Source organism: Polaromonas sp. P1_A2, assembly GCF_056406895.1.
The window spans coordinates 293,210-310,502 of sequence record NZ_JBFTZI010000005.1 but is presented as its reverse complement, the minus strand read 5'-3'; the positions used below and the strand labels follow the sequence as shown (position 1 = coordinate 310,502).

The 17,293-nt window shown below is 64.7% G+C and carries 16 protein-coding genes; 4 read left to right on the top strand and 12 right to left on the bottom strand.

Going from position 1 to position 17,293, the window contains the following annotated elements:
- Window positions 1–223: 223 nt before the first annotated feature.
- The 3 genes from AC1D09_RS20030 to AC1D09_RS20020 are packed head-to-tail and all read right to left on the bottom strand — an operon-like array spanning window position 224 to window position 3,221.
- A complete protein-coding gene (locus AC1D09_RS20030) occupies window positions 224–1,330 on the bottom strand; it encodes a tartrate dehydrogenase (protein ID WP_477661952.1) in 1,107 nt (368 codons plus the stop codon).
- Window positions 1,331–1,347: 17 nt separating this feature from the next.
- The gene (locus AC1D09_RS20025; RefSeq protein WP_477661951.1) at window positions 1,348–2,226 is read right to left on the bottom strand and encodes an alpha/beta fold hydrolase; all 879 of its coding nucleotides are present in this window, start codon (window positions 2,224–2,226) and stop codon (window positions 1,348–1,350) included.
- A complete protein-coding gene (locus AC1D09_RS20020; RefSeq protein ID WP_477661950.1) occupies window positions 2,226–3,221 on the bottom strand; it encodes a Bug family tripartite tricarboxylate transporter substrate binding protein in 996 nt (331 codons plus the stop codon). The genes AC1D09_RS20025 and AC1D09_RS20020 overlap by 1 nt, the downstream gene beginning before the upstream one ends.
- 95 nt (window positions 3,222–3,316) lie before the next feature.
- Between AC1D09_RS20020 and AC1D09_RS20015 the strand changes: the two genes are divergently transcribed.
- The gene (locus AC1D09_RS20015; protein WP_477701195.1) at window positions 3,317–4,297 is read left to right on the top strand and encodes a LysR family transcriptional regulator; all 981 of its coding nucleotides are present in this window, start codon (window positions 3,317–3,319) and stop codon (window positions 4,295–4,297) included.
- Here the strand turns inward: AC1D09_RS20015 and AC1D09_RS20010 are convergent.
- From AC1D09_RS20010 to uvrC, 3 genes are all read right to left on the bottom strand, one after another.
- Window positions 4,239–5,120: a DMT family transporter gene (locus AC1D09_RS20010; RefSeq protein ID WP_477701194.1), complete on the bottom strand. Its 882-nt coding sequence runs from the start codon at window positions 5,118–5,120 to the stop codon at window positions 4,239–4,241. The two genes, AC1D09_RS20015 and AC1D09_RS20010, sit on opposite strands and share 59 nt — an antisense overlap.
- A gap of 70 nt (window positions 5,121–5,190) precedes the next feature.
- Window positions 5,191–5,757, bottom strand: a complete 567-nt coding sequence (gene pgsA / locus AC1D09_RS20005; RefSeq protein WP_477701193.1) for a CDP-diacylglycerol--glycerol-3-phosphate 3-phosphatidyltransferase — start codon at window positions 5,755–5,757, stop codon at window positions 5,191–5,193.
- Between the two features lie 105 nt (window positions 5,758–5,862).
- Window positions 5,863–7,833, bottom strand: coding sequence for an excinuclease ABC subunit UvrC (gene uvrC, locus AC1D09_RS20000; protein WP_477661946.1), 1,971 nt, complete (start codon window positions 7,831–7,833; stop codon window positions 5,863–5,865).
- Window positions 7,834–7,897: 64 nt separating this feature from the next.
- Here uvrC and earP point away from each other — a divergent pair, with 64 nt between their 5' ends.
- The 3 genes from earP to AC1D09_RS19985 all read left to right on the top strand — a co-directional run bounded on the left by earP (window position 7,898) and on the right by AC1D09_RS19985 (window position 10,677).
- Window positions 7,898–9,031 carry an elongation factor P maturation arginine rhamnosyltransferase EarP gene (earP, locus tag AC1D09_RS19995; protein ID WP_477661945.1) on the top strand — a complete coding sequence of 378 codons (1,134 nt, stop codon included), beginning with the start codon at window positions 7,898–7,900 and terminating at the stop codon, window positions 9,029–9,031.
- Window positions 9,032–9,148: 117 nt separating this feature from the next.
- Window positions 9,149–9,703: an elongation factor P gene (efp, locus tag AC1D09_RS19990; RefSeq protein WP_007868500.1), complete on the top strand. Its 555-nt coding sequence runs from the start codon at window positions 9,149–9,151 to the stop codon at window positions 9,701–9,703.
- Window positions 9,704–9,813: 110 nt separating this feature from the next.
- Window positions 9,814–10,677, top strand: coding sequence for an LOG family protein (locus AC1D09_RS19985; protein ID WP_477701192.1), 864 nt, complete (start codon window positions 9,814–9,816; stop codon window positions 10,675–10,677).
- On the opposite strand, the gene AC1D09_RS19980 is transcribed toward AC1D09_RS19985, so the two are convergent.
- The 6 genes from AC1D09_RS19980 to AC1D09_RS19955 form a co-directional block, all read right to left on the bottom strand.
- Complete coding sequence (locus AC1D09_RS19980) at window positions 10,655–11,866, bottom strand: MFS transporter (RefSeq protein WP_477661943.1); 1,212 nt, start codon at window positions 11,864–11,866, stop codon at window positions 10,655–10,657. The genes AC1D09_RS19985 and AC1D09_RS19980 overlap by 23 nt on opposite strands.
- A 24-nt stretch (window positions 11,867–11,890) precedes the next feature.
- Window positions 11,891–13,243 carry a DNA recombination protein RmuC gene (locus tag AC1D09_RS19975; RefSeq protein WP_477662064.1) on the bottom strand — a complete coding sequence of 451 codons (1,353 nt, stop codon included), beginning with the start codon at window positions 13,241–13,243 and terminating at the stop codon, window positions 11,891–11,893.
- Window positions 13,244–13,250: 7 nt separating this feature from the next.
- Entirely contained in the window at window positions 13,251–14,243 is a 993-nt protein-coding gene (locus AC1D09_RS19970; protein ID WP_477661942.1) for a 2-hydroxyacid dehydrogenase, read from the bottom strand.
- Window positions 14,244–14,249: 6 nt separating this feature from the next.
- A complete protein-coding gene (locus tag AC1D09_RS19965) occupies window positions 14,250–15,542 on the bottom strand; it encodes a citrate transporter (RefSeq protein WP_477661941.1) in 1,293 nt (430 codons plus the stop codon).
- Between the two features lie 36 nt (window positions 15,543–15,578).
- Window positions 15,579–16,775 (bottom strand): nicotinate phosphoribosyltransferase, encoded by a 1,197-nt coding sequence (gene pncB / locus AC1D09_RS19960; protein WP_477661940.1) that lies wholly within the window; start codon window positions 16,773–16,775, stop codon window positions 15,579–15,581.
- A gap of 99 nt (window positions 16,776–16,874) precedes the next feature.
- Window positions 16,875–17,231 carry an FKBP-type peptidyl-prolyl cis-trans isomerase gene (locus AC1D09_RS19955; protein ID WP_007868513.1) on the bottom strand — a complete coding sequence of 119 codons (357 nt, stop codon included), beginning with the start codon at window positions 17,229–17,231 and terminating at the stop codon, window positions 16,875–16,877.
- Between the last annotated feature and the right edge of the window lie 62 nt (window positions 17,232–17,293).

The window sequence follows — 17,293 nt, the reverse complement described above, 5'->3', positions numbered from 1 at the left end:
AAAATATCTCCCGGGACACTGTGGTGTAGCGTCAGCGGGAGCGGCTTGTGCAGGTTTTCTGCTGCTTCCAATTAGAGCCATGGACTTCTAACCTGTCAATACAGCAGCAAGTTTTTACAACGTGCGGAGGCGGATTCTAGACGTTTTTTCGGCGCTTTCACGACTTAATCGTAAGCATGGTGTGTAATTTTCATGCTTGACAAAACAGGGCTTTCCAACGAATTTACGACCCGACCAGCGCCTGTGCAACGGCTTTGCCGACATCGGCCGTTCCGGCCTTTCCGCCCAGATCGGGCGTGCGCGGCGCACCACTTTCGGGACTCAATACTTTTTCGATCGCGGCGAGTATGCCGTCGTGCGCCTCCTTGTGCCCGAGGAACTCCAGCATCATTGCACCGCACCAAATTTGTCCTATGGGATTGGCGATGTTGCGCCCCGCGATGTCGGGCGCCGAGCCGTGCACCGGCTCGAACAGCGAGGGGAATTTTCGTTCGGGGTTGAGATTGGCGCTGGGCGCGATGCCAATGGTGCCGGTGCATGCCGGCCCGAGGTCGCTCAGGATGTCGCCGAACAGGTTGCTGGCCACCACCACATCGAAAAAGTCCGGGCGCTGCACAAAATGCGCGGTCAGTATGTCGATATGGAATTTATCCAGTTGGATGGCCGGATAGCTTTTCGCCATCTCGGCCACGCGCTCATCCCAGTAAGGCATGGAAATCGAGATGCCGTTGGATTTTGTTGCACTCGTCAGGTGCTTCTTGGGCCGCGACTGCGCCAGCTCGAACGCGAATTTCAGCACGCGGTCGACGCCGATGCGGGTGAACACCGATTCCTGCAGCACGAACTCGCGGTCGGTTCCGGGAAAGGCTTTTCCGCCTATGCTCGAATATTCACCCTCGGTGTTTTCACGAACGATGTAAAAGTCGATCTCGCCGGGCTGGCGCGGGCTGCCGTCGCGACGCACCACGGGCGCGATGATGCCGGGCATCAGGCGCGCCGGCCGCAGGTTGATGTACTGGTCGAACTCGCGCCGGAACAGCAGCAGCGAGCCCCACAGCGAGACATGGTCGGCGATCTTCTCGGGCCAGCCCACCGCGCCGAAGTAGATCGCGTCGTGGCCGCCGATCTGGTCCTTCCAGTTGTCGGGAAGCATCTTGCCGTGCTTCTCGAAATAGTCCCAGCTTGAAAAATCGAAATGATCGAACTGCAGGTCAATGCCGTACTTGATGGCCGCGGCCTCCAGCACGCGTACGCCCTCGGGCATGACCTCCTTGCCGATGCCGTCGCCCGCGATGACAGCGATTCTCTTTTTGCCGGTGTTCTTGCTCATGGTGTTCCTTTGGGTTTTCAGGGTTTAAAAAATTTCAGCGCTTCGGCCAGCAGCAGCGCCGGCGCCTCTTCCGCGATGTAGTGGCCGCAAGGCAGGGCCAGGCCCGACACATCCAGCGCGCGCTCGCGCCAGAGATCAAGCACCTTGAAGCATTGGCCCACTGCGCCGTGTTCACCCCACAGCACGCGCAAGGGCTGCGCCAGCCTCAGGCTGGCCGCGACGTCGGCGCGGTCATGCACCAGGTCGATGCCGGCGGAGGCCCGGTAGTCTTCGCAAATACTTTGGGCGGTGCCGGGGATTTGCGCGCAGCGCTCGTACTCGGCCAACGCGGCCGGCGCGAATGCGGCCAGGCCCGCATGACGCTTGCCCATCACGCTGCGCACGTAACGCGACGGGTCGGAAGCTATCAGCGCTTCCGGCAAGGGCGGCGGCTGGATCAGGAAGAACCAGTGCCAGTAGGCGCGTGCAAAGGCATCCGAGGTGTTGTCGTACATGGCGAGCGTGGGCGCGATGTCCAGCAGCATCAGACGCTCCACCGCATCCGGGTGGTCGGCCGCGAGGCGATGCGCCACGCGCCCGCCGCGGTCGTGGGCCAGTACCTGAAAGCGCGAAAAGCCGCAGGCCTTCATGACGGACACGGCGTCCTGCGCCATTGCACGTTTCGAATAGGCCTGGTGATCCGCGTCGCTCGCGACCCGTGCCGAATCCCCGTAGCCGCGCAAGTCCATCATGACCACGCTAAATGACTTGGCCAGCTCACCGGCCACCGCGTGCCACATCACATGGGTTTGCGGGTGGCCGTGCAGCAGCAGCAGGGGCGCGCCGCTGCCGCCCTGCAAGGTGCGCAGCCTGCCGGCGGGCCCTTCTATGTCGCGTTGGGAAAATCCTTCGAACATCAATCGGCCTTGATTCCTTTTTGTGCCACCAGTTTGTTCCAGCGTTGGTATTCTGACCGGATCAAGGCGTCGGACTGCGCTGGCGTTTGAGGCCATGCGTCAAAACCCTCGCGCGCCAGGCGCGCCCGGACTTCGGGCGCATTCAACGTCTCGTTCAGGGACTGGTTGAGCTTGCCAAGCACGTCTTGCGAAACGGCGGCAGGCGCGCTCACCACAAACCATGTTTCAAACACATAGTTCGCCAGCCCGGCTTCGGCCATGGTCGGCACCTCGGGCAACATGGGCGAGCGCTTTGGGCCCGTCACCGCGAGCGCCCTCAGCTTGCCGCCCGCCACATGCTGCTGCGCGGCGGACAGCACGGGAAAGCTCATATCGACCTGCCCCGAGATGGTATCGACCAGGGCCGGCCCGCCGCCCCGGTAGGGGACATGAAGAATAAAGGTATTCGATTCGGCCTTGAACAATTCGGCCGCCATATGAAAGGTGCTCCCGGTGCCCGCCGAGCCGAATGACAGCTTTCCCGGCCGGGCTTTGGCAAGCGCCACCAGCTCACGAACAGTCTTGGCGGGCACCTGGTTGTTGACCACCAGCACATGCTGCGACGTGGCCACAGTGCCAACCGCCTTCAGGTCTTTCAGCGTGTCAAAGGGCAGCCGCGCAAACAGCGACGGATTGATCGCCTGCGACACCGTATTGAGCGACAGCGTGTAGCCGTCCGCGCGCGACTTGGCGACGGCATCCATGCCCAGGTTGCCGGAAGCTCCGGCCCGGTTGTCCACCACCACCGGCTGCCCCAGGCGCTTGCCCCATTCGTCCGAAATCAGCCGGGCCGCGATGTCCGCACTGCCGCCCGGCGCATAGGGCACCACCAGGCGAATGGGTTTGTCGGGAAAGCCCTGGCTCCAGGCCGGGGCGGCGATGCACGCCAAGGCAAGCCAGGCGGCGCGGCGCAACCACGATCGGCGCAGCTCGTGATGAAGGTCCATGAATGGCATGCGAGTCTCCTGTTCGTTGTGGGACTCATTCTGGCTAGCGTATCGCCTTGATTCAAGCAATAATCCGGCAATCAATTGTTTCTTTTAAGGCATGAATGGATCGCAGCGATCTTGAACTTGTGCTCGCGGTTCGCGACGGCGGCAGCCTGAGCGCCGCCGCACTGGCCCTCGATGTCGCGCCACCGGTCGTGACCAAACGTCTTGCCGCCCTGGAAGCCCAACTGGGGCAGCGCCTGTTCCAGCGCACGACACGCCGGGTCAGCCCGACGGCCGAGGGAGAGACCGTGTGCGAGCGCGCACGGGTGCTGCTGCAGGGATTCACATCGCTCGAATCAGAGTTGCAGGAGCGCAAGGCGGAGCCAACAGGACTGATACGCCTCGTCGCGACTTTCGGGTTTGGGCGCTTGTGGCTGGGACCCGCGCTTTCCGGTTTTCAGGAGCGTTACCCGCGCGTGGAAATCCAGCTGCAACTCACCGAGCAATTGCCCGACCTGGCGCTTGAAGGGTTTGACGGTGCAATCTGGCTCTGGTCGGTGGAGGGCCGGCAGGCGGCGCAGTGGGTGTCCCGGCGGCTCGCGCGCAACCAGCGCGTGCTGGTGGCCTCGCCGCGTTACATCAAGCAGCACGGCGCACCGGCCAGCCTGGAAGCCCTGCAGGACCACGCGTGCCTGATCGTGCGTGAAAACGGCAACACCGCGGGGCGGCGCTTTGATGTCTGGTCGCTGCACCGGGAGCGCGACAAGGTGCCTGCGCGCGTGCGCGTCCACGGCCCCCTGGCCAGCAATTCAGGAGAACTGGTGCGCGACTGGTGCCTCGAAGGCCGCGGCATCATGCTGCGCAGCCTGTGGGACATCGCGCCGCAACTGGCTTCCGGCCAGTTGGTGCGCGTGCTGCCGGCCTATTCGATGCCCGATGCCGACATCCACTGGCTGGCACCCTACCGCACCGACCAGCCGCGGCGCATACGCCTGCTGATAGACCACCTGGCCGCGCAATTCCAGGACACGCCCTGGAAAACTACAGGGCCGGCGGCGGCTTCACGGGCCGCACCACGAGGCTCACGCCCAGCGCCGTGAGCGCCGTGCCCAGGATGGTGGCCGTGGTGATGGATTCACCAAACAGCGCCCAGGCCATCAGGGCCGTGGTGGGCGGCACCAGGTAAAGCAGGCTGGTTACCGCAGTTGCCGCGCCGCGCTGGATCAGCAGGTAAAGCAGAGAACTGCCGCCCAGCGTCAGCGCCAGCACCGACCAGGCCATGGCGCCCAGCAAATGCACGTTCCAGTTGATCGCCTCGGTTTCAAACAAGGCCAGCGGCAGCGTCACCACAAAGGCCGCCGCCAGCTGGATGGCATTGGCCGTGCGCACATCGGTCGGCTGGACAAAACGCTTTTGATAGAGTGTGCCGGCCGTGATGCAGAACAGGGCGAAGACGGTGCAGGCCAGCGTCAGCGTACTGACCTCCTGGCCGGTGCCGAACTTGCGCGACACCACCAGCAACAAGCCGCCCAGCCCGAATGCCAGGCCGGCCCACTGGCGCGGGCTGACCCGGGCCTGCGCGTTGCCGGCATCGCCCGAGGACATCCACGATACCCACAGCGCCGTCAGCACGGGCTGAAGCCCGACGATGAGCGCCGTCAGGCCCGAACCCATGCCGGCCTTCATCGCGCTCCAGATGCCGCCCAGGTAGCCCGCATGCATCAGCAAGCCGGTGACCGCGAGGTGGCCCCACTGCGCGCGCGTCCTGGGCCAGGCGGCTCGGGTCAGGACTATCCAGGCCAGGAAACAAAGAATAGACAGGAAGTAGCGTATGGCCAGGAAGGTCAGCGGCGGGGCGTAAGGCAGGCCGTATTTGGCGACGATGAAGCCGGTGCTCCAGATCAGGACAAACACGGCGGGCATGGCCCGGATCAAGGCACCCGGGGAGGAAGAGGCAGAACTCAAGGAGGGCAGCTTTAGGGGGACAGCGGGGCTATTTGGCGCGCGCGCGGATTTCCGGGATGGCTTTTTGCAGGTAATAAATCATGGACCAGACCGTGAGGATGGCGGAGATCCAGATCAGCCAGGTGCCCCAGACGTGCGTGTTGACCACGCCGAAGAGCACACCGTCGAACAGCAAAAAGGGGATGGCAATCATCTGCACCGTGGTCTTGACCTTGCCCAGCATGTGCACGGCCACGCTTTTGGTCGCCCCTATCAGGGCCATCCACTCGCGCAGCGCCGAAATGGCGATTTCGCGGCCAATGATGATAAGGGCCACGAACACGTCGGCACGCTGCAGGTGCACCAGCACCAGCAAGGAGGCGCAGACCAGGAACTTGTCGGCCACCGGATCCAGGAAGGCGCCGAAGGAGGAAGTCTGGTTCAGCTTGCGTGCCAGAAAGCCGTCCAGCCAGTCGGTCGCGGCGAAGACCACAAACATCACGGTGGCGATCAGGTTGCGCTCGACAGGCGCCAGGTTCAGGTAGAACACCCCCACGATCAGCGGAATCGCAACAATGCGGGTCCAGGTCATCAGCGTTGGGATGGTCAGAAACATGACCCGATTTTGGCATGAGCCGCACCAAGCCCGCCGGGCACCGGGTCAAAGCGCACCAAAACGGTGGTTTCCGTTGCTCAAATACGTCTGGCGCCCATTGGCGCATCAATGCAGCGCGCGGTAGATTTCCTCGGCCAGGTCCCTGGAAATGCCGTCCACCGTGGCGATGTCTTCCGCGCTGGCCGAGGCAATGCCGCGGATGCCGCCAAAGCGCTGCAGCAGGCTGGCACGCCGTTTCGGGCCTATGCCTGCGATATCTTCCAGCTTGCTGCCGCCCACCCTGACCTTGGCGCGCTTGGCCCGCATGCCGGTGATGGCAAAGCGGTGGGCCTCGTCGCGGATCTGCGCGATCAGCATCAGCGCGGCCGAATCCCGCCCTAAATAGACTTTGTCGCGCCCGTCGGCAAACACCAGCTCTTCCAGGCCGACCTTGCGGCCCTCGCCTTTTTCCACGCCGGCGATCAGCCCCAGGTCCAGCCCCAGCTCCTCGAACACCTCACGCGCCATCGACACCTGCCCCTTGCCGCCGTCGACCAGCACCAGGTCGGGCAGCTTGGCCTCGCCGTTGCGCGCGGCTTCGGCCAGGCGGGTGTAGCGGCGCGTCAGCACCTGGCGCATGGCGGCGTAGTCGTCGCCGGGCGTGATGCCCTCGATGTTGTAGCGGCGGTATTCGCTGTTGACCATCTTGTGCTCCTGGAACACCACGCAGGAGGCCTGCGTCGATTCGCCGGCCGTGTGCGAGATGTCGAAGCACTCGATGCGCAGCGTGTCCAGGTTGTCCAGTGGCAAATCGAGCGCCTCGGCCAACGCGCGCGTGCGCGCCTGTTGCGAGCCCTGCTCGGCCAGCAGCCGGGCCAGCTGCAGGCCGGCATTTTTCTGCGCCATCTCCAGCCAGATGCGGCGCTGCTCGCGCGGCTGGTGGATGGCCGTGACCTTGGTGCCGGTCTGGGCGCTGAGCGCCTCCATCAATTCCTTATCCACAGTTTCGCTGCAGACCAGGGTGGGCGGAACCGGCACATCGATGTAGTGCTGCGCGATAAAGGCTTCCAGCACCAGGGCCTCCAGCGGTTTGGCTGGCGGCGCCGAGGCCGGCACAGCCTCCGTGCCGGTCTCGGCATCGAGCGCCGCGACGTCGGCCGCGTTCTCGACATGGCTCGGAAAGTAAGCCCTGTCGCCCAGGTGGCGGCCGCCGCGCACCATGGCGAGGTTGACGCAGGCCTTGCCGCCCTGCACTTTCACCGCCAGGATGTCGACGTCCTTGTCGCCGCCGATTTCCATGGACTGCTGGTGCAGCACCTTGGACAGCGCCGATATCTGGTTGCGCAACTCGGCGGCCTGCTCGAACTCCAGCTTCTCGGCATGGGCCAGCATTTTTTTCTCGAGTTCGGTCAGGATGTCCTGGGCCTGGCCCTGCAGGAAGCGTTCGGCGTTGGCGGTGTCCAGCGCGTATTGCTCGGGCGACACATGGCCCACGCAGGGCGCCGAGCAGCGCTTGATCTGGTACAGCAGGCAGGGCCGCGTACGGTTGTTGAACACCGTGTCTTCGCAGGTGCGCAGCCGGAACACCTTTTGCAGCAGCAAGATGGTGTCCTTGACGGCCCAGGCGCTCGGGTAAGGCCCGAAGTAGCGGTGCTTTTTCTCCACCGCGCCGCGGTAGTAGGCAATGCGAGGAAACACCGCGGCCGCCGGCGCCTCGCCCTCCACGGGCGGACGCGCGCCGGTGAGCTTGAGGTAGGGGTAGCTCTTGTCGTCCCGAAACAGGATGTTGTACTTCGGGTTCAGCGTCTTGATCAGGTTGTTTTCCAGCAGCAGCGCCTCAGCCTCGGAGCGCACCACTGTGGTCTCCATGCGGGCGATCTTGGTCACCATGTGGCCTATGCGCGTGCCGCCATGATTCTTCTGGAAGTAATTGGAAACCCGCTTCTTGAGGTTGCGCGCCTTGCCGACATAAAGCACGCCGCCCTCGGCATCGAAGTAGCGGTAGACGCCGGGCAAGGCGGGCAGCGCGGCGACTTCGGCCAGCAGCTCGGGCGCATGTCCGGAGTTCGGCTTTTCAACGGAGGGATGTTCAGGCATTCCCCTATTTTGCCGTGTAGCGGCGCTTCGAGACGGCGGCAGCCGCTGCATCACAATACCCGCCATGGCTACCGCGCGCGTTTGGGATATTTTTTGCAAAGTCATCGACAACTTCGGGGACATTGGCGTCTGCTGGCGCCTGGCCGCCGACCTGGCCTCGCGGGGCCACACGGTGCGGCTGTGGGTGGACGATGCCTCGGCCCTGCGCTGGATGGCGCCGGCCGGATGCGCGGGGGTTCATGTGTTGCCCTGGCCGCAAGAGGGCAAGCCGCTGGACCCGCAGGCCGCCGGGCTTGCGCAACAGCCGACCGAGGTGCTGGTCGAGGCCTTCGGCTGTGAAATAGCGCCCGAGTTTTTGGCCGCCTGCGCCCGTGCCGCGCAGGCAAGCGGCCGCAAGCCCGTCTGGATCAACCTCGAATACCTGTCCGCCGAGGACTATGTCGAACGTAGCCACGCCCTGCCCTCGCCCGTGCAAACCGGCCCGGCAGCCGGCTGGACCAAGTGGTTTTTCTACCCCGGCTTCACCGACAACACCGGCGGGCTGCTGCGAGAGCCCGGCTTGCTGGAGCGGCAAGCGCAGTTTGACCGCGCCAAGTGGCTTCAAGCCCATGGAATCCCCGGCGAGGGACAAACCCTGGTAGCCCTGTTCTGCTATGAACCCCCGGCGCTGCAAAGCCTGCTCGCGCAATTCGCGCGGCAGGGCCTGCAAGGCCGGCCGGTGCGCCTGCTGGTAGCCGCCGGCCGCGCGGCCGCCGCGGTACGGGCCCTTGCCGGCGAAAACCCCGGCCGAACCGGGGGCTCGCAGCTTTCAATTTCCTACCTGCCCTTGCTGGCGCAGTCGGAGTTTGACCACCTGCTCTGGGCCTGCGACCTGAATTTTGTGCGCGGCGAGGACTCGGTGGTGCGCGCGCTCTGGGCCGGAAGGCCTTTTGTCTGGCAGATTTACCCCCAGCACGACGACATCCACCTGGCCAAGCTCCAGGCCTTTCTGGACTGGCTGCAGGCGCCGCCCTCCCTGCGCGCATTTCATGCCGCCTGGAACAGCCGGGAAACGCCTCAAAGCTCCGCGACTGGCCCGGCCCCCCTGCCCGCCGACCTGCCCATCTGGCAGGCCGCCACCCAGGCGAGCCGCGCCCGCCTGGCGGCCCAGGACGACCTGGCGACCCGGCTACTCGGCTTTGTGGCAAAAAAACGTTAAAATCATGGGCTTTGCAGACCAGCCCGAAGACCAGCCAGGTCTTGGCGTCCTGCACAACCCGCCGCGGAACCTGCACACCGGTGCAAGCGTTTAGCGGCCTACCTCAGTGAAACTGCTATGAAAATCGCTCAAGAAATCCGCGCCGGCAACGTCATCATGCACGGCAAGGACCCGATGGTGGTACTCAAGACCGAATACAGCCGCGGTGGGCGCAATTCCGCCACCGTGCGCATGAAGCTCAAAAGCCTGGTCGCCAACTTCAACACCGAAGTCGTGTTCAAGGCCGACGACAAGATGGACCAGATCGTCCTCGACAAGAAGGACTGCACCTACTCCTACTTCGCCGACCCGCTGTACGTCTGCATGGACTCCGAGTACAACCAGTACGAAGTCGAAGCCGAAAACATGGGCGACTCGCTCAACTACCTGCAGGACGGCATGGAGCTGGAAGTCGTGTTCTACGACGGCAAGGCCATCTCGGTGGAACTGCCCACCAGCGTGCAGCGCGAAATCACCTGGACCGAACCCGCCGTCAAGGGCGACACCTCCGGCAAGGTCCTGAAACCCGCCAAGATCGCCACCGGTTTTGAAATCGGCGTGCCCATCTTCGTGGCCCAGGGCGACGTGGTCGAAATCGACACCCGCACCGGCGAATACCGCAAACGCGTGTAAACCCGCTTCGGCACCCCGCAAAAGGCTCCTCACGGAGCCTTTTTGCTTTCCGCGTCCCGCGCCAGTGCCGGGAAAAGCAACCGCCCTCCCCGATCGTTGACAATAAGCCCATGGAACAAAAACAGGATTTATCCGTCAGCCGCCTGGCCAACGCCTGGGCGGCACTGCAGGCCCACGCCAATGAGGGTAACCCGCTCGAAGCCGACGCTTCCCGCCTGGCGTTTGCCGACCCGGAATTCCTGCTGCGGCGCGAAACCCGCGGCATACGCTTTCAGCTGGAGCTGCTCAAGCCGGACCTGGAACAGCAGGCCCACGGCATTGAGAACACCGTGGTGGTGTTCGGCAGCGCCCGCTTTCGCAGCGAGGAGGATTCCGCCCTCATGGTGGCCGAGGCCGAGGCCGGCGGCGACCCCGAGGTGATAGACCGCGCGAAAAAGCTGGCGCGCAATGCCCATTACTACGAAAGCGCCCGCGCCTTCGGCAAGCTGGTGGCCCAGTACAGCAGCGAGAAGCCGCCGGAAACCAAGCTCTTCATCTGCACCGGCGGCGGCCCGGGCATCATGCAGGCGGCCAACCGCGGCGCGCACGAGGCCGGCGGCCTCAGCGTGGGCCTGGCCATCGTGCTGCCCATGGAAGAAGCGGCCAACCCCTACGTGCCGCCCGAGCTCTCCTTCAAGTTCCACTACTTCGCGCTGCGCAAGATGCATTTCATGATGCGCGCCAAGGCCCTGGTGGTGTTTCCGGGCGGCTTCGGCACGCTGGACGAGCTGTTCGAGGTCATCACCCTGGTGCAGACCCGCAAGGCCAAGCCGGTGCCCATCATCCTGTTCGGCAGCAGCTACTGGAAGCGCCTGCTCAATACCGAGATGCTGGTGGAAGAGGGCGTGATCTCGGCGAACGACCTCAAGCTGTTCCAGTACGTGGACGACCCGCAGGTCGCCTGGGACCTGATCAAGGACTTTTACCGTCTTTGATGTCGCCGTGCCCGCCGTGGGCCGGCATGCTGTCCTTCAGCAGCCAGGCCGCGCGCGAGCCCGCGCCCACCATCGCGCCGGTGGTCCAGAACACGCCGGCAATCCCGATCAGCGCGCCGGCTGAGCCGAACAGCATGGGCATGACCACGCTGGACGCATTGATGGCCATCAGCCGAAGGCCCAGCGCCTCGCCGTGGCGCGCCTCCGGCGTGATCTGGTGCAGCATGCTCATGACCATGGGCTGCACCATGCCCAGGGCCAGGCCCAGCAGGATGGAGCACAGGCCCATGCCGATGGCAGAGTGCATCAGCGGGTAGATGCCGAACAGCAGCGCCGTCACCAGCATGGACACCGCCAGCACCTTCCACTCGCGCAGATGGGCGGCCACCAGCGGCATCACCATGCGGATCAGCGCCGCGGCCACCGCGAACGAACCCAGGATGGTGCCTATCACGGAGGCGCTGATGCCGCGCTCAAAGCCGAGCACGGGCACCACAAAGGTATGGACGTCCCAGCAGGACGACAAAAACCAGTTCACCAGCATCAGGCGGCGGAAGGTGGCCTGGCGCAGCAAGTCCCAGGCCCTGGGCTGCGGGCCGCCACTGGCGGCGATCACCGGCGGCAGCTCGCGCGTCTTGCGCACCAGGAACCAGCAGGCCAGCGGCAGTATCGCCATCAGCAAAAACGCCGCGCGGTAGCCCGAGGTGCTGCCGGGCACGGCGCCCACATGGTCGATCAGCAGGCCGGCCGAAAACGGCCCGATGAAATTGGACACGGCCGGTCCTATGGCCAGCCAGCTGAACACCTGGCGCAGCTCCAGCGCGCCGACCGCCGCGCGGCCCACATGGCGCTGCAGCGAAATCACCGCCGCGCCGGTAGCGCCGCCGGTAAGCAGCGCCGCCAGGCACAGCACCGGGAACACCGGAAAAGCCACCGCCGCCCCGGCCCCCAGCACCGCGGCGAACACGCTGTAGCGTATAGGGCGCCGCAAGCCGTGGCGGTCGGCAAAACGGCCGGCCGGCAGCGCCAGGAAAACCTGCGTCAGGGCAAACAGCGCGAGCAGCACACCGACCGCCGCGGGGCTGTAGCCTTCGCGCAGCGCCAGCAGGGGCGCCGCCATGCGGGTGCCGGCCATGCAGGCATGCAGGCATATCTGCGCCAGGATCAGGCGTGCGAGTTCAGGCGTCATGCGGCGCAGCTCATGCGCGGTGCATCAGGGGTTGTCCAGGTCTTTGTCAAGGGGGTCCAATGGAAGCAGGCGGGCGGATTCGATTTCGGGCAGCGCTTCGACGTTGCGCAGGGCCTTGCCCATGACGCGGCTGCGCTGCTCGGCGCTGCTCAGCGTGTTGAGCACGGTTTCGGTCTGGGATTTGACCTTGGCCAGCACGTCGCCGAACTTGCCGAATTCGGTCTTGACCGCGCCCAGCACCTGCCAGACTTCGCTGGAGCGTTTTTCCAGCGCCAGCGTGCGAAAGCCCATTTGCAGGGAGTTGAGCATCGCCAGCAGCGTGGTCGGGCCGGCCAGCGTGACGCGGTGGTCGCGCTGCAAGAACTCCATCAGTCCCGGTCGGCGCAGCACCTCGGCATACAGGCCCTCGGTCGGCAGGAACAGGATGGCGAAATCGGTGGTGTAAGGCGGGTCTATGTACTTGTCGGAAATCGACTTGGCCTCCAGGCGTATGCGCGCCTCCAGCGCCTTGCCGGCGATTTCCGCGCCCAGCACGTCGGCGCGCTGCTGCGCGTCCAGCAGGCGCTCGTAATCTTCGTTCGGGAATTTCGCGTCTATCGGCAGCCACAGCGGCTCGCCCGAATCGGAACGGCCCGGCAGCTTGATGGCGAAGTCGACCGGGTTCTTGCCGCCGCGGCGCGTGATGACCTGGGCCGCGTACTGGTCGACGGTGAACACCTGCTCCAGCAGGGCCGAGAGCTGCGCCTCGCCGAAAATGCCGCGCGTTTTCACATTGGTCAGCAAATGCTTGAGGTCGCCCACGCCCTGGGCCAACGTCTGCATCTCGCCCAGGCCCTTGTGCACCTGCTCCAGCCGGTCGGCCACCTGCTTGAAGCTTTCGCCCAGGCGGGTTTCCAGCGTGGTCTGCAGCTTTTCGTCGACCGTCTTGCGCATCTCGTCGAGCTTGGCCGAATTGGTCTGCTGCAGCTGCGCGAGCTGCTTTTCCAGCGTCTCGCGCACTTCACCCATCCGCCTGGCATTCGACTCGCTGACCGATTGCAGCTGCGTGCTCAGGGTGTCGGACAGCGTTTTTTGCAGCAAGGTGAGCTGCTGCGCGAACGCGTCGATCTGGGTGTTCTGCGTGCGGGTGGCTTCGGCGCTTTGCTGCACCAGGGTTTGCTGAAAGGTGGCGAAAGTTTTCGCCAACTCCTCACGGCTGTTGCGCGCGTTGTCGCCGATCTCGCGGCGCAGCTCGCGCTCCAGCTTGTCGTGGCCCGCCACGATAGCCGCAAGCAATTCGGTGCCGGCACCGGAAGGCTGGCCGGGCTTGCGCAGCAGCAGCCACACCAGCAACAGCAGGTTGGCCGCCAGCAAGGCGATGATCAGCCAGTTTTCCATCATGTGTCTATTTTCCGCTTGCCGCCAGCACCGCAGGATTGAGCGGGGTCAGCGGCTTCTTGCCGCTGAAAAACGCGATCAGGTTGTCGGCGGCCAGGCTCGCCATGGCCATGCGCGTGGGAATGGTGGCGCTGGCGATGTGCGGGGTCAGCACCACATTGGGAACGGTCAGCAGGTCCGGGTGCACCTTGGGCTCGCCCTCGAACACGTCCAGCCCGGCGGCCGCGATGCGTTTGTCGCGCAGGGCCGCGGCCAGCGCGGCATCGTCCACAATGCCGCCGCGCGCGATGTTGATCAGCGTGGCGGTCGGCTTCATCAGTGCGAGTTCGGCCGCCGCGATGCTGTGGTGGGAGGCCGGCGAATACGGCAGCACCAGCACCAGGTGGTCGGCCGTCTTGAGCAGCTCTTCCTTGCCGACGTAGCTGGCCTTGCATTCGGCTTCCAGCGCCGCGTCCAGGCGCGAACGGTTGTGGTAAATCACCTTCATGCCGAAACCGTGGGCGCCGCGTTTGGCAATGCCTTGCCCTATGCGGCCCATGCCCAGGATGCCCAGCGTAGCGCCATGGATGTCGGAGCCGGCGAACATGTCGTAGCTCCATTTGGTCCATTTGCCGGCACGCAGGTAGTGTTCGCTCTCGGTCACGCGGCGGGCAGTGGCCATCAGCAACGCGAAGCCAAAGTCGGCCGTGGTTTCGGTCAGCACGTCGGGCGCGTTGGTGGCCAGCACACCGGCCGCCGTCATCGCGTCGATGTCGAAGTTGTTGTAGCCCACGGCCATGTTGGCGCAGATTTTCAGGCCCGGGCAGGCGGCCAGCACCTCGGCGTCAATTTTGTCGCCGCCAGTGGTGAAGGCGCCGTCCTTGCCCTTGAGGCGCTCGGTCAGTTGCGCCTTGGACCAAGTCTCGTCGCCCTGATTGGATTCGACCTCGAAATGCTGCTCCAGGCGGGCGATGACTTCGGGGAACACGGCGCGTGCGACGAGGATTTTGGGTTTGCTCATGGTGGTTCAGGATGAGGTGAAAGACGATGCTACCGGTTCAGCGGACAAACCAATAGCCGAGGTAAAAGGTGAAGTGCCCGCAGCTTGCCGGACCCGGGGCGCATCGGGGTGCCAGCCCAGCACGGCCAGCAGCACGAAGAAGCCGACCACATAGCCCAGCGCCACATGCCAGCCGCCCTTGAGCCAGGCGACTACAGACCTGGCCTCGGGGTACATATTGGCCAGCGCCACGCCGGCCGAGGAGCCGAACCACAGCATGCTGCCGCCGAAGCCGACGGCATAAGCCAGAAAACCCCAGTCGTAGCCGCCCTGGTGCAAGGCCAGCGCCGTGAGCGGGATGTTGTCGAACACCGCGCTCACGAAGCCCAGGCCGAAAGCGCTTTGCCAGCTGGCGGCCGGCAGGTGCTGCACCGGCATCATGGAAGCGCACAGCACCAGCGACAGCAGGAAGACGCTGCCGCGCGCGGCCTCCGGCAGCAGGCCCCAGTTGGAGCGGCGCCAGGGCGTGGTCAGCGCGATCGCCACCCACACGGCGATGCCAATCACCGGAAGCCGCTCCAGCACCGCGGGGTCGCGCAGGTTGAAGTACACATTGGCGGCCACCGCCGACAGCAGGATGGTGGCGACAATGCCCAGGCGTGCCCAATGCAGCTGCGCGCCCGGCACGGCGTCCTTCATGATGGGCTGGAACGCGTGCTGCTGGCGCGCCGCGACCACGCCGAAGATGGCCAGCGCCACCACAGCGCCCGCATAGGATTCGAAGACCTGGCCCGGCGAGACGCCGGCAATCCACATCATGGTGGTGGTGGTGTCGCCCACCACGCTGCCCGAGCCGCCCGCGTTGCTGGCGGCCACGATGGCCGCCAGGAAGCCGATGTGCACGCGCTTGCGGTAGAGCACGGACGCCATGGTGCCGCCTATCATGGCCGCCGCGATGTTGTCGAGAAAGCTGGAGAGCACAAAGACCAGCAGCAGCATCACGAAGCCGCCCTTCCAGTCGTCGGGCAGGTAGCGCGGCAGCAGCGCCGGAATGCCGCTTTTTTCGAAATGGTCGGACAGCAGCGCGAAACCCAGCAACAGGCCCAGCAGGTTGGCCAGCGTCACCCACTCATGCGCCAGCAATTGCAGCAGGCCGCCCAGGCCGGGCGTGCCGGAAAAATCGCCCAGCGCGAGTTTGTAGAGCGTGATCACCGCCAGGCCCGTCAGCGCCACCTTGAGCGTGTGCCGGTGCAGCAGCGCCACACCGAGCAGCGTCAGGCCGAACAACACAAAATCAAGGGGGATACCTGCAATAGCCACGCGCTGGTTTTGGATAAAAGATAAGTAAGCGGTCGATTATGCCGGTGAGGCGATTTCAAACACCTGGCGCAGGTAGGCCAGGTATTTTTCGTCGTCGCACATGTTCTTGGACGGGGTATCGGAAAGCTTGGCCACCGGCTGGCCGTTGCAGCGAATCATCTTGATGACGATCTGCAGCGGCTCGTAACCGAGGTCGTTGGTCAGGTTGGTGCCTATGCCGAAGGCCAGCTGGCAGCGGCCCTTGAACTGGTGGTACAGCTCTATGGTGCGCGGCACCGTGAGGCCGTCGCTGAAGATCAGCGTCTTGGTTTTGGGGTCGACCCGGTTTTTGCTGTAGTGCGCAAGCATGCGCTCGCCCCACTGGAAAGGGTCCCCGCTGTCATGGCGCGCGCCGTCGAACAGCTTGCAGAAATACATGTCGAAATCGCGCAGGAAGGCGCTCATGCCGTAGACATCGGACAGCGCGATACCGAGGTCACCGCGGTATTCCTTGGCCCACGACTCAAAAGCGAAGACCTGGCTGTCGCGCAGCCGCGGCCCCAGCGCCTGGCAGGCCTGCAGGTATTCGTGCGCCATGGTGCCCAGCGGCGTCAGGCCCAGCTTCATCGCAAACAGCACGTTGCTGGTGCCGGCGAATTGCCCCTGCATGCCCGTGCCGAGACGCCCGGCCAGCGTGCGCAGCACTTCCTCGTGCCAGGCCTTGCCGAAGCGGCGGCGTGTGCCGTAGTCGGCGATCTTGAGCGCGCTCAGGCCCTCGGCCTGCAGTTCGCCGATCTTGGTGTCCAGCCGCCTGCGGCCTTCGGCAAAGTCGGCCTTTTTCTGCGTGTTGCGGAAGTAGACCTCGTTGATGATGGCCAGCACCGGGATCTCGAACAGGATGGTGTGCAGCCAGGGGCCCTTGATGGACACCTCGATCTCGCCCGAGGGCAGCGCCGTGACGCTCACGTATTTTTCGTTGAGCCGGAAGATGCCGAGGAAGTCGACGAAGTCGCTCTTGATGAAGCGCATGGCCTTGAGGTAGGCGAGCTCGGCATCCTGGAAGCGCAGGTTGCACAAGCCGCGGATTTCCTCGCGTATCTCGGTCACATAAGGCGCCAGGTCGCCTATGCCAGTCGCGCCGGCGTTGCGGCACTTGAAGCGGTACTCCACCTCGGCGCCCGGAAACTGGTGCAAGACCACCTGCATCATGGTGAACTTGTACAAGTCAGTGTCGAGCAAACTGGTGATGATCATGGAGAACGCTTGAGGGCCGCGGCGCAGGGGGAGCCTTGGCGGTTAATCAGGTGAACAAGCCCGCTGCAAACCATGCAGGCGGGCATCCAACGCGCCGGCTCAGGTACCGAGGAAATCCACTTCAAACAGCAAGGTGGCATTCGGCGGAATCACGCCGCCGGCGCCGCGCGCGCCGTAGCCCAGCGCGGCCGGAATGATCAGGCGGCGCGTGCCGCCCACCGACATGCCCTGCACACCTTCGTCCCAGCCGCGAATGACCTGGCCCGCGCCCAGCGAAAACTCGAAAGGCTGGCCGCGGTCCTTGCTGGAGTCGAACTTGGCGCCCTGCACGCCGTCGTTGTAAAGCCAGCCGGTGTAGTGGACCTTGACGTTCTGGCCGGCCTTGGCGATGGCGCCTGTGCCCAGCACGGTATCTTCGTACTGCAGGCCGGAGGCGGTGGTGGTGATGTTGCTCATGAGGGTCCTTTGAGGGAAGGGAAGATTAAGAAGAGGAGGAAAAAGAGAAGAAACGGGAAAGA

What these genes read in the sequence shown, in the direction of transcription:
- AC1D09_RS20030 (WP_477661952.1), bottom strand. Translation starts at nt 1,330, where the DNA reads ATGAGCAAGAACACCGGCAAAAAGAGAATCGCTGTCATCGCGGGCGAC.
- AC1D09_RS20025 (WP_477661951.1), bottom strand. Translation starts at nt 2,226, where the DNA reads ATGTTCGAAGGATTTTCCCAACGCGACATAGAAGGGCCCGCCGGCAGG.
- AC1D09_RS20020 (WP_477661950.1), bottom strand. Translation starts at nt 3,221, where the DNA reads ATGCCATTCATGGACCTTCATCACGAGCTGCGCCGATCGTGGTTGCGC.
- AC1D09_RS20015 (WP_477701195.1), top strand. Translation starts at nt 3,317, where the DNA reads ATGGATCGCAGCGATCTTGAACTTGTGCTCGCGGTTCGCGACGGCGGC.
- AC1D09_RS20010 (WP_477701194.1), bottom strand. Translation starts at nt 5,120, where the DNA reads ATGCCCGCCGTGTTTGTCCTGATCTGGAGCACCGGCTTCATCGTCGCC.
- pgsA (WP_477701193.1), bottom strand. Translation starts at nt 5,757, where the DNA reads ATGTTTCTGACCATCCCAACGCTGATGACCTGGACCCGCATTGTTGCG.
- uvrC (WP_477661946.1), bottom strand. Translation starts at nt 7,833, where the DNA reads ATGCCTGAACATCCCTCCGTTGAAAAGCCGAACTCCGGACATGCGCCC.
- earP (WP_477661945.1), top strand. Translation starts at nt 7,898, where the DNA reads ATGGCTACCGCGCGCGTTTGGGATATTTTTTGCAAAGTCATCGACAAC.
- efp (WP_007868500.1), top strand. Translation starts at nt 9,149, where the DNA reads ATGAAAATCGCTCAAGAAATCCGCGCCGGCAACGTCATCATGCACGGC.
- AC1D09_RS19985 (WP_477701192.1), top strand. Translation starts at nt 9,814, where the DNA reads ATGGAACAAAAACAGGATTTATCCGTCAGCCGCCTGGCCAACGCCTGG.
- AC1D09_RS19980 (WP_477661943.1), bottom strand. Translation starts at nt 11,866, where the DNA reads ATGACGCCTGAACTCGCACGCCTGATCCTGGCGCAGATATGCCTGCAT.
- AC1D09_RS19975 (WP_477662064.1), bottom strand. Translation starts at nt 13,243, where the DNA reads ATGGAAAACTGGCTGATCATCGCCTTGCTGGCGGCCAACCTGCTGTTG.
- AC1D09_RS19970 (WP_477661942.1), bottom strand. Translation starts at nt 14,243, where the DNA reads ATGAGCAAACCCAAAATCCTCGTCGCACGCGCCGTGTTCCCCGAAGTC.
- pncB (WP_477661940.1), bottom strand. Translation starts at nt 16,775, where the DNA reads ATGATCATCACCAGTTTGCTCGACACTGACTTGTACAAGTTCACCATG.
- AC1D09_RS19955 (WP_007868513.1), bottom strand. Translation starts at nt 17,231, where the DNA reads ATGAGCAACATCACCACCACCGCCTCCGGCCTGCAGTACGAAGATACC.